The sequence below is a fragment of the Lutibacter sp. Hel_I_33_5 genome, from assembly GCF_007827455.1.
Classification (GTDB): domain Bacteria; phylum Bacteroidota; class Bacteroidia; order Flavobacteriales; family Flavobacteriaceae; genus Polaribacter.
The window spans coordinates 1,244,371-1,259,044 of sequence record NZ_VISM01000001.1 but is presented as its reverse complement, the minus strand read 5'-3'; the positions used below and the strand labels follow the sequence as shown (position 1 = coordinate 1,259,044).

The window sequence follows — 14,674 nt, the reverse complement described above, 5'->3', positions numbered from 1 at the left end:
TATAAGTTTGGTATACAATACCAACGATAATTTTAAGTATATGTTACAAAAAAGTCTCACAATGTGAGGCTTTTAACAAAAGTTTAGAATTTAACTTTATTTCCTTTTTGATCAAAATATTCAGTTTTTTTATTTCTTGTTATATAGAAATAGGTATTACCGTTAATTTTTTTCCAACCAGTACTGCCAATTCCATTTTTAGATAATACTTCCCCTCTTTTATTAACTAAATGCCCAAATCGGTTGAAATATTTTTTTTCACCATTTAATTTTACGTGAAACAATGTTTTGTTATTAGAGTAAATCCAACCACTATTTATTTCATTTTTGGTATTCTCCTTTTTTGGAAATGATTCTGAAGTTGTTCTACTCACTAAATTATTAACTTCAGTCGCTTTTTTTGTAATTATAAAAATTGAATTTGTTCTTTTATCAACATTAACATTTTTGAAATTTGTTGGTTTAATTTTATCTAATTCAGTTTTAGAAATTTTCTTTCCATCTAAATAATATTTAATCTTATCATTGTCTTTATACTCTTTTGTGAAATCTATATCATTTTTTTTAAATTTTTCGAGTTTATGATTACCTGGAATAAATTCTACTATTTCAAATTTAGGCTCACTTATTGACCAAGGAGAATCTTTTTTTAATGTTTTATTTTTTTTCTTTTCATTTTTTATTTTAGCTTCATTTATTGTTAGGCCGTCATATATACTGATATGTTTAGGATTGTGTGATTTTTTTAATTCTGATTTATAACCAACAACTATAAAAGAAATTCTTTTTTGGTTTAATTCTAATCGGATTTTATTTACAAATGTTGAATAGCTTTTATCTGGAATAATAATTGATACAATAACATACTCTTTTTGTTCTTCTTTAGATAAATGTGCATTAATTTTTATAATTTCATTTACAATTTTTTTTCTATCAATTTGATTTCCGTTTAAAATTAATTTTTTATCCTTTTCAACATCTAAATTTACAGGTTTTATTGTTTTTTTATCCTTTTCCGGAACAGGAATCATTGGTGGTGGTGGGATGTTTTTTTCTTGTGAGTCTATTTTATTGTACAAGTATTTTATGTTAGTATAGTGACTATTTAATAATTTTTTATTGTAATTACTTTTATCTTTCTTGTAAATTTGAATTTGTTTTAAGTATAATTTTAATTCTTTTAGATACGAAGATTTAATAAATTTCGCACTGACTTCTCTATAATTATCATTTTTTATTATTGGTTTTGAAGGAATACATTCTGGAAACGATTGAGCATCTTTCTTTTGTTTTTCAGAAAGTTTATTAAACAGTATCTCCAATCTATTTAAATCTTTTAATTTAATGATACGTTTTTCGATATCAACTTTATTATATTTTTTAGCTAAAACATTATATTCTTTTAGTTCTTCTAGAGTGGCATTATTTTTATTTCCAGTAATAGATTGTTCAGATATTGTTATTTTTGATGAATATTCTTTTTGGATTTCTGAATCAATATATTCTTTAGTTGGAGATTCAATGATTTGTATTTGTTCTCCATCTGGCCCTTTTTGCCATTTTGCTTTTTTAAATCTTTCTTTTTCTTTTTTCCACTTCACAAAATTGTAAACTCTTTTTTCAATATTATCTTTAAAATATTTTTTTGTCTCTAAATATGCTTGATAATTTTGTGGAAATCGTTTACTTCTAGCATTTGCATGTATAAAACTTACATAGGAGTTATGAAAATCTGAGTTTTTATATTTATTTAAGACTTCATTTTCAACTACCTTTCCATCAATCCAAACAGCATATTTTTGATTGTTTTTTAATTTTTCAAATAACTCTTTCGATAGAATTTTATTTTTTGATTTTAAAGGCGGTGGTGGTGGAACTTTGTTTTTTTCTTCTTTAGATAATTCAGAATACTTTTTATAGATTTTATTACCATATTCATCCTTTGTTTGTATATAGCCTTGTTGATAAACATATTCTTTATAAATTTCAGAATCTGTCAATTTTTTACCATTTTCTGTTTTCTCATAAATAGTCTTAATAACTTCTTGTGCTTCAATTCTTTCTGCAAAGAGAAAAACAAATCCTGTTAATAGCGGAATTACCGCCAGTTTTTTTAACAAGATTTTTGTACGTGAACTTTTTGTTGTCATCATATTTAATCTTTTTTTAGTAAGTGAGTAATTCAAATTACTGGCCAAGTAATATTCGTTGTTCCAAGCAGCTTTATTCAATAATAAATGCTGATATTGGAATGTATTTTTATGCTGATTTATAACGGTTCCATCCGCTAAAAATTCATGATTTAATTGTATTGCTTTTTTAAGAAATATAAATAAAGGATTTATCCAAAAGACAACCTGTAAAAGTTCTATTAATAATACATCAATCGTATGTTTTTGCGTAACATGTGTTAGTTCATGTGTAAAAAGTTCCTCTTCAATTTCACCTTGTTCATAAGCTTTTTTGTTTATGAAAATTTTATTCCAAAAAGTGTGTGGTAAAATTTTATCATCTACTAAAACTAAAGTTGCATTTTTGTGTTCTAATTGTTTATTAACTCTAATTTTTTGAATGATTTTAAATAAATTTCTTCCAAATCTAATGAGTAATATTGATGAAATTAAAATGTAAAATCCAATTACATATTTTGAGTAATCTATTGTTTCTTCGATAATTAAAGGAGCAGTTTCTTCTATAACATATTTTGGTTGCTCTATGGTTTGAATTGTTGCAATAGTTTCTGGAATGGCATTAATTGTTATTGTTGCAAACGGAATTAATAATGAAACAACAACCCCAATTAATAAATAATAACGATTAAAGTTGTGCATTTTTTCTTTCTCTAAAACTAAATGATAGAAGAAAAGTAATAACGCTAAACAACTTGCTGATTTTAAAATGTAAACTATCATTTTTGTTGTTTTTTAATTTGATTGTCAATCACTTTTTTAAGTGCTTCTAATTCATCTGTTGAAAGATTTGTTTCTTTAGTAAAAAATGAAGCAAACTGACTTGCGGAATCGTTAAAGAAATTTTTTATCAATCCGTTTACATGATTAGAAAAATAGTCTGTTTTCTTTATAATAGGAAAGTATTCTCTAGACTTACCGAATAATTTATAATCTATAAAACCTTTATCAGAAATTCTTTTTAATAAAGTTGCAACGGTTGTTGTAGCTGGTCTTGGTTCTGGAAAATCTTCTAATAATTCTTTTAAAAATGCTTTTTTACGTTTCCATAAATATTGCATTAATTGTTCTTCTGTTTTAGATAATTGCATAAGAATTCACTTTTTACTCTACAAACATAGAGTAAAAAAATGAATTCTACAAATGTAGAGTTTAAATATGTTTCAATTTTCTATAAGTTGGCAAGAAAGCGCGTTAAGGATTGTAGTGGAAATCCTTTTACCGTCGGTTCGAGTTCGCGTAGCGAGTATCGAGAACAAGGTAAAAGATTGTAACGAAAAGCCTGACCCAATTATTTTATTTCAAATAATTGGGAAACGCCCAAAGTATTATTTTATCTATATAATTCAGTAAAATATTTATAAAAATACGGAATGGTTTCTATACCTTTTAAATAATTCCAAACTCCAAAATGTTCGTTAGGTGAGTGAATTGCATCTGAATCTAAACCAAAGCCCATTAAAATAGTTTTACTTTTCAATTCTTGCTCAAATAAAGCTACAATAGGAATACTACCACCACTTCTTTGCGGAATTGGAGTTTTGCCAAAAGTAGCTTCATACGCTTTGCTTGCCGCTTTATAACCAATATTGTCAATTGGTGTAACATAACCTTGACCGCCATGATGTGGTGTAACTTTTACAGACACAGATTTTGGAGCAATACTTTCAAAATGATTTTTAAATAGTTCAGTTATTTCTTTCCAATCTTGATTTGGAACTAATCGCATCGAGATTTTTGCATAGGCTTTACTTGCAATTACTGTTTTTGCACCTTCGCCAGTGTAACCGCCCCAGATTCCGTTTACATCTAAAGTTGGTCGGATTGAATTTCTTTCGTTTGTTGTATAGCTTTTTTCTCCATACACATCTTTAATCTTTAAAGAATTTTTATAGGCTTCAAATGAAAATGGTGCTTTTGCCATTTCTGCTCTTTCTTCAGTAGATAATTCTTCTACATTATCATAAAACCCAGGTATTGTAATATGATTGTTTTCATCATGTAAAGAGGCAATCATTTTTGTTAAAATATTAATTGGGTTTGCAACGGCACCACCATATAACCCTGAATGTAAATCTCTGTTTGGCCCTGTAACTTCTACTTCTACATAACTTAAACCACGTAAACCTGTTGTTATTGATGGAATATCATTTGCTATCATACCAGTATCTGAAATTAGAATAACATCATTGGCTAGTTTTTCTTTATTTCTTGGTACAAACCAAGCTAAGCTTTCGGAACCAACTTCTTCTTCACCTTCTATCATAAACTTAACATTACAAGGTAAATTACCTGTTGATGTCATATATTCTAATGCCTTCACATGCATGTACATTTGTCCTTTATCATCGCAAGATCCTCGTGCAAAAATTGCGCCTTCTGGATGAATTTCTGTTTTTTTAATGATAGGTTCAAACGGTGGCGAGTCCCATAAATTGATTGGATCTGCTGGCTGAACATCATAATGTCCATAGACTAAAACAGTGGGTAAGTTTTTATCTATAATTTTTTCTCCATAAATAATTGGATATCCAGGAGTTTCACATACTTCTACTTTATCACAACCTGCTTTCTCTAAACTAGTTTTTACTGCATCTGCTGTATTAAAAACATCTTGAGTAAATGCTGTATCTGCACTTACTGAAGGAATTTTAAGAAGCTCAATTAATTCATTTAAAAAGCGTTCTTTATTATTTTTGATATACGTTTTTATGTCTTGCATGGATTGTTTTTTTTGTCTCTTTCAAAAATAGAAAAATAATTATGAACTACTTTGCAGTTTAAGTGGATTGTTTATATTTGCAGTCCTAAATTAATGCAGGCGTGGTGGAATTGGTAGACACGCTAGACTTAGGATCTAGTGCCGCGAGGTGTGAGAGTTCGAGTCTCTCCGCCTGTACAATAATCGCTGTTAATCTTTTGATTTTCAGCGATTTTTTAATTTATTTGTATAAGATGATTAAAAAATATTACTTCATTAAACTAGTTTTCTTCTGCATTGTTGCTATTTCTTTTAGTTGTAAAAAGAACTCAAAAGAAAAAGAGACAATTAAAGATAAAGAAATATCTAAAATTAACCCTCCTAAAGGGATGGTTTGGGTTGAGAGAAAAACGTTTATTCAAGGTGCAAAAAAGTCTGATACATATGCTATGGAAAGAGAAAAGCCAGCACATAAGGTAACTGTAGATGGTTTTTTTATTGATATTACTGAGGTTACCAATAAACAATATAAAAAATTTGTAGAAGCCACTAATTATATTACGATAGCGGAAAGAGTAATTGATTGGGAAGAAATGAAAAAACAACTTCCTTCAAATGCTCAAAAGCCTCACGATTCTATTTTACAACCAGGAAGTTTGATTTTTAATAAAGATGTAAATGCGGTTGTAAGCATGCAAAATTATTCTCAATGGTGGACATGGAAAATTGGCGCTAATTGGAAACATCCAGAAGGACCAAATTCTAACCTTGTTGGGAAAGATAATTTCCCTGTTGTGCATATTGCTTATGAAGACGCTTTAGCTTATTGTAAATGGGCAAATAGACGTTTGCCAACTGAAGCAGAATGGGAGTCTGCTGCGCAAGGTTCTAATAACAATGCTATTTTTACCTGGGGAAATGAATCAGAGAAATTAGATGCTAATGCGAATACTTGGCAAGGTGTTTTTCCAGTAAAAAATGAAAGTGTCGATGGGTTTGAGTTTATCTCTCCGGTAAAATCTTACCCACCCAACAGTATTGGCTTGTATGATATTGCAGGAAATGTTTGGGAAGTAACAAGCGATTTGTTTAATGTTAATTATTATAAAGAAATAGATATTGCAAAGCCTTTGTTAAATCCAAAAGGAGCGAATAAATATTACAATCCAAATAATCCTTATCAAGTTGAATATATCATGAAAGGTGGTTCTTTTTTATGTCATGCATCTTATTGTTCAAGTTTTAGAATATCAGCAAAGATGGGAGTTGTTGCAGATTCAGCATCAGACCATATGGGTTTTAGAACAGTTGCAACTCCAGACATGTTAACGTCTAAATAAAAAACTCTTCAAATTTTTGAAGAGCTTATTCCTTGTTAAAACATTTTATAAAATCACTCCTTAGCACCAGAAAGTTTATTATAAACTAAGCTTACAATGATTCCCATAATTACATAATATACAACGAATAAAACAGCATTTATTAAAGTGCCAGTTATGTCTAAAATATTTGCAGTAGAATAGTCGATTAATCCATTACCCAAACCAAAAAGGATACTAATCCATAATCCAAATTCTGCACCTTGAGATATACTGTGTTGCCCGCGAGTCCATTTAGAATAAACGATACTAAATACTAATGCTACAATAAAGCATCCAAGAATTAAATGAAAATAATCTGGCGTACTTCTCATTAAACCGGCAGTCACTTTATGACTTTCTAATAAAGATCCTCCAATGATATCCCAAAGTAAATAGCCGCCAAAAAAAGCCCAAAGTGTAGCAACTACTGTAGAAATTAAATTGTTTTTTGAAAACATGTTGTTAAGTTTTAATTAGTTAATAATTACGTTAAAGTTAGTAATTTTTTTATAACTAATTCATATTAAAACTTTTACAAATTATTTTTTAATGATGATGTCTTTGTAATCATCAGTTTTTGGCATGTCTGTAAATATGTTTTTAAATTTTTCTGGAGGTGTCGTTAACTTTCTTTTTGTTAAGTCTAACCAAGCACCAAATACATTTATAACGGCAGCTAATTTACCAGCTTCATTAAAAATTTCGTTTCTAATTTTCCATCGTTCTGCATTTTTAGAAACACCAACAAGTTTAATGGTACAGGTAATATTTTCTCCTAAATGAATTTCTTTTCTAAATGAGGTGTTCTCCTCAAAAAGTATGGGGCCAACATTATGTTCTGTAAAGTCATCTAGAGTTACATTGCAAGTTTTAAAATAACGGATTCTAGTCTCAGCGGCATAATCATTATAAGCGGTGTGCCGCATATGTTTATTTACATCAAAATCTGCCCATCGAGTTTTAAATTCTACTGAAAATTCCATATGTTAATTTTTTACATCTAGCGCATCTCTAAGCGCGTTACCAATCATCATAAAAGCCATTACCAAACTCATAATTGCCAGTCCTGGAATAATCGCTAAATAAGGCTTACCAACAATAATATAATTATAATGATTTTTTATCATAGCGCCCCAAGATGGGGTTGGTGGTTGTGCACCGATTCCTAAAAAACTTAAGCCACTTTCAATTAAAATAGCACCTGCAAAATTAGCTGCAGCAATTACAATTACGGGTGCTAAAATATTAGGTAAAATATGTTTAAAAATGATTCTAAAATCTGAAAATCCCAACGCTTTTGCAGCTTCTACATATTGTTGTTGTTTTGTGGTAATTACTTGTCCACGTACAATTCTTGCTACTTCAACCCACATAGTTAACCCTACAGCAATAAATACTTGCCAAAAGCCTTTTCCTAATGCTAAGATGATAGCAATAACGAGTAATAATGTTGGAATTGACCAAGTTATGTTGATGACCCACATGATGAACGCATCAATTTTACCGCCAAAATAACCAGCAATAGCACCTATAAAAACACCAATTAAAAGTGAAATAAATACAGCGATAAAACCGATAAAAAATGAAATTCTTGTGCCAATTAATAATCTGCTTAATAAGTCTCTTCCAAATTTATCCGTACCAAAATAAAAGGTTCTCTGTTCTATATATTTCTCTGGTGTATTATTAAAAGTTGATAAAGGATATTGTTTTGCCAATCCGTCTGAATAGGCAATTACCTCTAGTTGATTCTGTACTGTCTTATATGATTTTATAGGAAGTTCTGTTTCAGAATTTTGAGTTCCATTCAGTAAAAACTGAAACCAAGATTGTTCTTTTTTTTCTTTTGAAGGAAATGTAAGCATTAAGGTAGAAAAACCTGGATTTTTAGAATGAATTTCCAAATGCATCTGGTTTGCATTATTCGTACTATCTGGAGCTAATGGGTAACAAAAAAGTGCGACAAAACCACATATAAAAATAAACCACAAGCTAAAAAGCCCAACCTTATTTTTTTTAAATTTCTGAAAAGCTAATTGCCAAAGAGATTTTGGTGTATCCATCTCTTACAAATGTAAAAAACCCGATAGCCTTATCAAAGCTATCGGGTTTATATTATTTATTAAAGTAAGTGTTAGTTTTTAACTAAAGCAACTTCTTTTTTCATTTTAAGCTCACTTAGCACATTTAAAGCTTCGTTTACATAAATATCTTTAGATAAGTTTTTATGCCAAGCCACTCTTTTATCTTTTAAAATAGTATCTTGCTTAAATAAGGGTAATTCGTATTTAGGTGAATTAAATTTTAGCTTAGAGCTAAATTTAAAAACATCTTTAAACTTTTTTGCATGTGTTTTTTGATCTTTATTTTCTTTTACAAACTCCTTATAATTTAAAGAATAAGTTGTGTCATCTTGATTTTCTTTTAACCATTTGGCATAGTTATTTATTAATTGAAAATCTTTACTTTTATTCACTCTATCTTTACTGTTATACACTACATCTGCAAAGTTATTGTAAGAATTCGTCTGCGTATAATCTGCTTGAGCAACTTTATCCCAAGACAAAGCTCCATCCATATCACGCTCGCCAAACTCCATATAACTATATCTGCTTGGTACGGCAATATCTGAATACACGCCTTCTTTTTGAGTTGATCCGCCATTAATTCTATAGAATTTTTGAACAGTCATTTTTAAGAACCCTAAGTCTTTATCGTATTTTGGATAAAATTGATTAATTGACAATACTTTTTGAACAGTTCCTTTACCGTAGGTTTGATTTCCCCCGATAATTACCGCTCTTTTATAATCTTGCATAGCAGCAGCAAAAATTTCTGAAGCTGAGGCAGAAAATTCATTTACCATCACTACTAAAGGACCTTCCCATTGAATTTTATCATCTCTGTCATTTTCTATAACCGGTTTTTCTCCTCTGTATTTTACTTGTACAACTGGACCTTCTTTTATAAATAATCCAGAGATTTCTATGGCTGTTTTTAACGAGCCACCACCATTATTTCTTAAATCGACTAACAAACCTTCTACACCTTCTTTTTTCAATCGTTCAATTTCTGTTTCCATGTCTTTTGCAGAATCACGGTAGTTATTGTCTTTAAAATCGATATAGAATTTTGGTAAATTTATTAGACCATATTTTTTTCCGTTTTTTTCAATAACTGTAGATTTAACAAAAGTTTCTTCTAATTCTACCACATCTCTAATGATAGAAATTATCTTGGTAGAACCGTCTAACTTTTTCTTAACGGTTAATCTTACTTCTGTCCCCTTTTTCCCTTTAATAAATTTAATAGCATCGTCTAAACGCATACCAACAATATCTAAGGGTTCTTTTTCTGCTTGAGCAACTTTTAGGATAATATCTCCAGCTTCCAACTCACCTTGTTTCCACGCAGGGCCTCCAGAAACTAATTCTATAATATGAGTGTAGATTCCTTTTTTCTGTAAACGTGCTCCAATTCCTTCTAATTTACCAGACATTTCTTGGTCGAATCTAGTTTTAATTCTAGGAGACATGTATGAAGTATGGGGATCAAAACCTGAAACTACACTATTTAAAAATGTAGAAAACCAATCAGAATGTTCTAATTCTTCAATGCGCATGTATAAATCCTCCATGTTTTTCAGTACCTCTTTTCTAGCTTCAGCTTCAATTTTTCTGAATGAAGTTTTCTTAAACTTTTTATTCTTTTTTAGTTTTTCAGCTTCTTGTTCTTCTCGTTCTTGAATTTTTCCAAGCGTTTGTAATTTTAATTGTTTACGCCAATAATCAATTAATTCATTCTCATTTAAAGCAAAAGGAATTTCAGAATAATCTAAATCTATTTCTTCTTTCTTTTTGTAGTTAAAAGAATCTGAAAGGATATCTCCATAATATTTTTTTGCTGTTTTTATTTGTTCAGTAAAACGTCCATACACCAATTTGTAAAAACTGATATCACTTTCTTTTAATTGATTATCTATTTGATATTTATATTGAGAGAAAACTTGAATGTCTTCTTGCGTAAAGTATCTTTTACTTGGATCTAAACCATCAATAAAACTATCAAAAACGAGTTCAGAAAAATCATCATCAATATTTTTTTCCACAAAATGTCCGCGAGAAAGCATGTAATTTAGTACCGAAACTAAAACTTTATCTTTTTCAGGATCATTATCTTTAGGATTGTTATTTGCAAATAGTGGGGCACTTATCGTTAGAAATGCGATTAATATAAGTGTATTTTTAAAATTGAATTTCATATAAAACTGTTGTCGTTTATTCTTTTTGTTAATTTGAATACTAAACTACTAAAATAATGCCAAAAATTATTATTCTTTCTTTTTATATATTCCTTTAAAGGCTTGTTGTATTACAGAACCGTCTGTAGCTACCCGATCCCAAACCTGTGTTACTGATCCATCAGACTTTTTTGTCCAAGTAATTCTATCGCAAAATTCACCGTTTTTTCCTTCTTTAAATTCGCTAGATAAAATCATTTGATTTCCTGTAAATTCTCCTTTTAAAAATAAAGAACCTCCAGAATTGTCTACCCAAACTTGATTCCAAGTCGTATCTCCTTTTTTGTAAAAACTATAACTAGTTCCTTTACTTGAGCTAGAAGCAGAAGTCCAGTTTTCTTGTAACGCACATGCGTTATGTTGTTTTAAAACTTTACTAGTGCCTATTAATTTATCTTTTGTATCATACACATTCCATTCTCCAATCCAAAAATTAAACTGACTGTATTCAATTTCTGAACAAGGTTTTTTTTGAGTGTCCTGCGCTTTTAAAATAGATGTTAAAGTTAACATTGCTAAGATTAAAAGATTTGTAATTACGCGAGCCATAGTAATTTAGTTTTACTAATACAATGTTACACAAAAAGAGCTAAGATTAATCTTTACAAAATGTTAAAATAAACTTCCGCGATTTTCTAGTACATTTGTTTAAAAGTTTATATCTATAAAAATGCAAGAAAGACCTTTAATTTTAGTGACGAATGATGATGGAATTACTGCTCCAGGAATACGAGCTTTAATTAAAATTATGAATAAAATTGGTGAAGTTGTGGTTGTTGCGCCAGATAGTCCGCAAAGCGGTATGGGACATGCAATTACAGTTGATAATGTGTTACATTGTAACCCAATTACTATAGATGATGGGCCGCAATTAGAATATACCTGTTCGGGTACACCAGCAGATTGTGTAAAAATGGCGGTAAGTGAAATTCTGAATAAAAAGCCAGATTTATGTGTTTCAGGAATTAATCATGGGTCAAATTCTTCAATAAACGTTATTTATTCAGGTACAATGAGTGCTGCAGTAGAAGCAGGTATTGAAGGAATTCCAGCAATTGGATTTTCTTTATTAGATTTTAAATGGCACGCAGATTTTAAACCTTCAGAAGAATTTGTGAAAAAGATTACCTTAAATACGTTATTGAATGGTTTGCCAGAAGGTATTGTTTTAAATGTAAATGTTCCAGATTTAAAAGAAGAAGAAATAAAAGGAATTAAAATCTGTAGACAAGCAAATGGCTATTGGAAAGAAGATTTTGATAAACGTAAAAGTCCGTTTGGTAAAGAATATTATTGGTTGTCTGGTGAGTTTGTAAACAAAGATAAAGGACAAGATACCGATGTTTGGGCATTGGAAAATGGTTATGTTTCCGTGGTTCCTGTTCAGTTTGATATGACGGCGCATCATGCAATTCAAAAATTAAACTCTTGGGATCTATAAAAAAGGACGTTTTAATAGGTGTATTAGTCTCCATATTTGCAACCTGTGCAGGATTATTTCTGTATTTACAATATTTTTCTCGTTACGGTTTTTATGAAACCATCGATTTAATAAAACAAGGTGATTTATACGGACAAGTATTAACCTTAGCTGCATTACCCAATTTATTTGTATTCTTTATTTATATCAAAAAAAAGCAAGATTATAGAGCTAGAGGTGTGTTAATGACAGTGATTTTAATAGCTTTACTTACTTTTGTATTGAAATTCTTCTAACCCTATGAAGTATTATATCATTGCTGGAGAAGCATCTGGAGATTTACATGGTTCTAATTTAATGAAAGCTTTGTATAAAAAAGATACACAAGCAGACATTCGATTTTGGGGAGGAGATTTAATGAAATCTGTTGGCGGAACTTTAGTGAGTCATTATAAAGAACGTGCTTTTATGGGGTTTGCTGAGGTGATTTCTAATCTTAGAAAAATACTTTCATTTATTTCTTTCTGTAAAAAAGATATTGCAAAATTTAATCCTGATGTGATTGTTTTTATTGATAATTCGGGCTTTAATTTACGAATTGCTAAATGGGCAAAAGAGCAAGGATTTAAAACCAATTATTATATTTCTCCACAAGTTTGGGCAAGTAGATCTAAGCGAATTAAAAAGATAAAAAGAGATGTAGATGCCATGTTTGTAATTCTTCCTTTTGAAGAAAAATTTTACAAAAAGCATGATTATAAAGTTACTTTTGTTGGACATCCTTTATTAGATGAAATAGCTGATAGAAAACAAGTTGATGAACAACAATTTAGAGCAGAACATCATTTAAGCGATAAACCAATTATTGCTTTATTGCCAGGAAGTAGAAAGCAAGAAATTACAAAAATGTTATCTGTAATGCTTTCTTTGGTTGATGATTTTAAGGACTATCAATTTGTAATTGCAGGAGCGCCAAGTCAATCATTTGAATTTTACAAGCAATTTATTAAAGATTCAGATGTAAAATTCATCAATAATAAAACATACGATTTATTAAGTATTTCTAACGCTGCATTAGTAACTTCGGGAACAGCAACTTTAGAAACAGCCTTGTTTAAAGTGCCGCAAGTTGTTTGTTATAAAGGAAGCACCATATCGTATCAAATTGCAAAACGAATTGTTACTTTAAAATTTATTTCTTTGGTTAATTTAATTATGGATAAAGAAGTAGTAAAAGAATTAATTCAGGGTGATTTTACTGCAAAAAACTTGAAGTTAGAATTGACTAAAATTCTTGATCAGAATCATAGAGAAACTTTATTCGAAGAATATCACGATTTAGAACAAAAATTAGGTGGGAGAGGAGCTTCAGATAAAACAGCTTCGTTAATTATTAAAGGTTTGAAAAATGCGTAAATTATTATTTTTTATCAGTGTTTTTTCTTTGTTGATGACTTCTTGTTCATCAACAAAAAAAGTAGTGTCAAATACTAACAAATCCAATTCTAAGGTTGATAAGATTATTAGAGTCGCTAAAAATTATAAAGGAACAAAATACAAGTTTGGCGGAGTTACAAGAAAAGGAATGGATTGCTCTGGTTTAGTTTTTGTTTCCTTTAAAAAAGAAAATGTTCAGTTACCTAGAGTTTCTAGAATGATGGCGAAAAAAGGGCATGCTGTTTCATTAAATAGAGTGAAAAAAGGTGATTTACTTTTTTTTAAAACGAGTAAAAGACATAATAGAATAAACCATGTTGGTTTAATAACTTCAGTAAAAAATGGAGCTATTAAGTTTATTCATTCTACCTCTTCAAGAGGTGTTATAGAATCTTTGTTATCACAAAAATATTGGAAAAGAGCTTTTGTAAAAGCAAGAAGAGTATTGTAATTTGAATTTTTTAAAGAAATGATTGAGAATGAGTGAAAATACATTAGATATATTTAAAGAAATTTTTAAAACTCAAAAAGAATATCAAGGAGAGATTGTAGAAAAACACATTAATAAACTTAGAGAACTTGATGAATATTTACCGCCAATACAATCTTTTTTTATAGTAACCAATACTACAACTCAACTCTATGAGTTTGTTAGTAAAAATTTTGAATATGCTCTAGGCTTAGATATTGAAAAGATGGAAACAATAGGAGCTTCTTATTGGTTTTCTAATCATCATCCAGAAGATTTACCAATTTGGATGTCTGCGATAGAAGATTTAATGCTTTTTACAATGACCAAAGTGCCATTAGAAGATAGATCAAAGTTAACTTATACATGGAATTTTAGAGTTAAAAATGCTCAAGGAGAATATCTGAATTTGTATGAGCACCAGAGCCCTACTTTTTTTGATGAAACTGGAAAACCTATTATTGGGGTTGCACATTGCTCAATAGTTGGAAATGGAGAACCAAGACCTATTATTGGAGTTATAAAAAAACTAAATGATAAGAATGAATATGAGACTATTTACTATAAAAACTACTCTCAAAAATTATTAAATATTTCTTTAAGCAATAGAGAATTAGATGTGATTAGATTAATTGCTTTAAATAATACTACTAAACAAATTGCAGATAAATTATTTTTAAGTCACCATACAATTAGTACCCATAGAAAAAATATTTTACGAAAATTAAACTTAAGTTCTGTAGTTGAACTTGTTAATTATAGTTTGTTAAATCAGTTGTTATAAATAGTTTTTTTGA

Annotated in this window: 14 protein-coding genes and 1 tRNA gene; 7 read left to right on the top strand and 8 right to left on the bottom strand. The window is 29.4% G+C overall.

Annotated elements, in window-relative coordinates; translation table 11 throughout:
• Positions 1 to 83: 83 nt before the first annotated feature.
• The 3 genes from OD91_RS05490 to OD91_RS05480 all read right to left on the bottom strand — a co-directional run bounded on the left by OD91_RS05490 (position 84) and on the right by OD91_RS05480 (position 4,911).
• Positions 84 to 2,912 carry a M56 family metallopeptidase gene (locus OD91_RS05490; RefSeq protein ID WP_144895381.1) on the bottom strand — a complete coding sequence of 943 codons (2,829 nt, stop codon included), beginning with the start codon at positions 2,910 to 2,912 and terminating at the stop codon, positions 84 to 86.
• Positions 2,909 to 3,280, bottom strand: coding sequence for a BlaI/MecI/CopY family transcriptional regulator (locus OD91_RS05485; protein WP_144895380.1), 372 nt, complete (start codon positions 3,278 to 3,280; stop codon positions 2,909 to 2,911). Before OD91_RS05485 ends, OD91_RS05490 begins: the two co-directional genes overlap by 4 nt.
• A 242-nt stretch (positions 3,281 to 3,522) precedes the next feature.
• Positions 3,523 to 4,911, bottom strand: a complete 1,389-nt coding sequence (locus OD91_RS05480; RefSeq protein WP_144895379.1) for a dipeptidase — start codon at positions 4,909 to 4,911, stop codon at positions 3,523 to 3,525.
• 95 nt (positions 4,912 to 5,006) lie between these two features.
• On the opposite strand from OD91_RS05480, the gene OD91_RS05475 reads away from it, so the two are divergent.
• Together OD91_RS05475 and OD91_RS05470 are read left to right on the top strand one after the other, a co-directional pair.
• Positions 5,007 to 5,088, top strand: a tRNA-Leu gene (locus OD91_RS05475).
• 56 nt (positions 5,089 to 5,144) lie between these two features.
• Positions 5,145 to 6,230 (top strand): formylglycine-generating enzyme family protein, encoded by a 1,086-nt coding sequence (locus OD91_RS05470; RefSeq protein WP_144895378.1) that lies wholly within the window; start codon positions 5,145 to 5,147, stop codon positions 6,228 to 6,230.
• 53 nt (positions 6,231 to 6,283) lie between these two features.
• On the opposite strand, the gene OD91_RS05465 is transcribed toward OD91_RS05470, so the two are convergent.
• The 5 genes from OD91_RS05465 to OD91_RS05445 form a co-directional block, all read right to left on the bottom strand.
• On the bottom strand, positions 6,284 to 6,709 hold the full coding sequence (locus tag OD91_RS05465; protein WP_144895377.1) for a hypothetical protein: 426 nt from the start codon (positions 6,707 to 6,709) through the stop codon (positions 6,284 to 6,286).
• 81 nt (positions 6,710 to 6,790) lie between these two features.
• Complete coding sequence (locus OD91_RS05460; protein ID WP_144895376.1) at positions 6,791 to 7,234, bottom strand: thioesterase family protein; 444 nt, start codon at positions 7,232 to 7,234, stop codon at positions 6,791 to 6,793.
• A 3-nt stretch (positions 7,235 to 7,237) separates the two neighbouring features.
• A complete protein-coding gene (locus OD91_RS05455; protein ID WP_144895375.1) occupies positions 7,238 to 8,314 on the bottom strand; it encodes an ABC transporter permease in 1,077 nt (358 codons plus the stop codon).
• A 71-nt stretch (positions 8,315 to 8,385) separates the two neighbouring features.
• On the bottom strand, positions 8,386 to 10,512 hold the full coding sequence (locus OD91_RS05450) for a carboxy terminal-processing peptidase (RefSeq protein WP_144895374.1): 2,127 nt from the start codon (positions 10,510 to 10,512) through the stop codon (positions 8,386 to 8,388).
• A gap of 69 nt (positions 10,513 to 10,581) precedes the next feature.
• Positions 10,582 to 11,100 (bottom strand): hypothetical protein, encoded by a 519-nt coding sequence (locus OD91_RS05445; RefSeq protein WP_144895373.1) that lies wholly within the window; start codon positions 11,098 to 11,100, stop codon positions 10,582 to 10,584.
• Between the two features lie 121 nt (positions 11,101 to 11,221).
• On the opposite strand from OD91_RS05445, the gene surE reads away from it, so the two are divergent.
• The 5 genes from surE to OD91_RS05420 are packed head-to-tail and all read left to right on the top strand — an operon-like array spanning position 11,222 to position 14,661.
• The gene (gene surE / locus OD91_RS05440) at positions 11,222 to 11,992 is read left to right on the top strand and encodes a 5'/3'-nucleotidase SurE (protein ID WP_144895372.1); all 771 of its coding nucleotides are present in this window, start codon (positions 11,222 to 11,224) and stop codon (positions 11,990 to 11,992) included.
• The gene (locus tag OD91_RS05435) at positions 11,980 to 12,267 is read left to right on the top strand and encodes a hypothetical protein (RefSeq protein WP_144895371.1); all 288 of its coding nucleotides are present in this window, start codon (positions 11,980 to 11,982) and stop codon (positions 12,265 to 12,267) included. The genes surE and OD91_RS05435 overlap by 13 nt, the downstream gene beginning before the upstream one ends.
• Positions 12,268 to 12,271: 4 nt before the next feature.
• On the top strand, positions 12,272 to 13,387 hold the full coding sequence (lpxB, locus tag OD91_RS05430) for a lipid-A-disaccharide synthase (protein WP_144895370.1): 1,116 nt from the start codon (positions 12,272 to 12,274) through the stop codon (positions 13,385 to 13,387).
• Entirely contained in the window at positions 13,380 to 13,859 is a 480-nt protein-coding gene (locus OD91_RS05425) for a C40 family peptidase (RefSeq protein WP_144895369.1), read from the top strand. Before lpxB ends, OD91_RS05425 begins: the two co-directional genes overlap by 8 nt.
• A gap of 28 nt (positions 13,860 to 13,887) precedes the next feature.
• Entirely contained in the window at positions 13,888 to 14,661 is a 774-nt protein-coding gene (locus OD91_RS05420) for a LuxR C-terminal-related transcriptional regulator (RefSeq protein WP_144895368.1), read from the top strand.
• The last annotated feature ends 13 nt before the right edge of the window (positions 14,662 to 14,674 follow it).

What these genes read in the sequence shown, in the direction of transcription:
- OD91_RS05490 (WP_144895381.1), bottom strand. Translation starts at nt 2,912, where the DNA reads ATGATAGTTTACATTTTAAAATCAGCAAGTTGTTTAGCGTTATTACTT.
- OD91_RS05485 (WP_144895380.1), bottom strand. Translation starts at nt 3,280, where the DNA reads ATGCAATTATCTAAAACAGAAGAACAATTAATGCAATATTTATGGAAA.
- OD91_RS05480 (WP_144895379.1), bottom strand. Translation starts at nt 4,911, where the DNA reads ATGCAAGACATAAAAACGTATATCAAAAATAATAAAGAACGCTTTTTA.
- OD91_RS05470 (WP_144895378.1), top strand. Translation starts at nt 5,145, where the DNA reads ATGATTAAAAAATATTACTTCATTAAACTAGTTTTCTTCTGCATTGTT.
- OD91_RS05465 (WP_144895377.1), bottom strand. Translation starts at nt 6,709, where the DNA reads ATGTTTTCAAAAAACAATTTAATTTCTACAGTAGTTGCTACACTTTGG.
- OD91_RS05460 (WP_144895376.1), bottom strand. Translation starts at nt 7,234, where the DNA reads ATGGAATTTTCAGTAGAATTTAAAACTCGATGGGCAGATTTTGATGTA.
- OD91_RS05455 (WP_144895375.1), bottom strand. Translation starts at nt 8,314, where the DNA reads ATGGATACACCAAAATCTCTTTGGCAATTAGCTTTTCAGAAATTTAAA.
- OD91_RS05450 (WP_144895374.1), bottom strand. Translation starts at nt 10,512, where the DNA reads ATGAAATTCAATTTTAAAAATACACTTATATTAATCGCATTTCTAACG.
- OD91_RS05445 (WP_144895373.1), bottom strand. Translation starts at nt 11,100, where the DNA reads ATGGCTCGCGTAATTACAAATCTTTTAATCTTAGCAATGTTAACTTTA.
- surE (WP_144895372.1), top strand. Translation starts at nt 11,222, where the DNA reads ATGCAAGAAAGACCTTTAATTTTAGTGACGAATGATGATGGAATTACT.
- lpxB (WP_144895370.1), top strand. Translation starts at nt 12,272, where the DNA reads ATGAAGTATTATATCATTGCTGGAGAAGCATCTGGAGATTTACATGGT.
- OD91_RS05425 (WP_144895369.1), top strand. Translation starts at nt 13,380, where the DNA reads ATGCGTAAATTATTATTTTTTATCAGTGTTTTTTCTTTGTTGATGACT.
- OD91_RS05420 (WP_144895368.1), top strand. Translation starts at nt 13,888, where the DNA reads ATGAGTGAAAATACATTAGATATATTTAAAGAAATTTTTAAAACTCAA.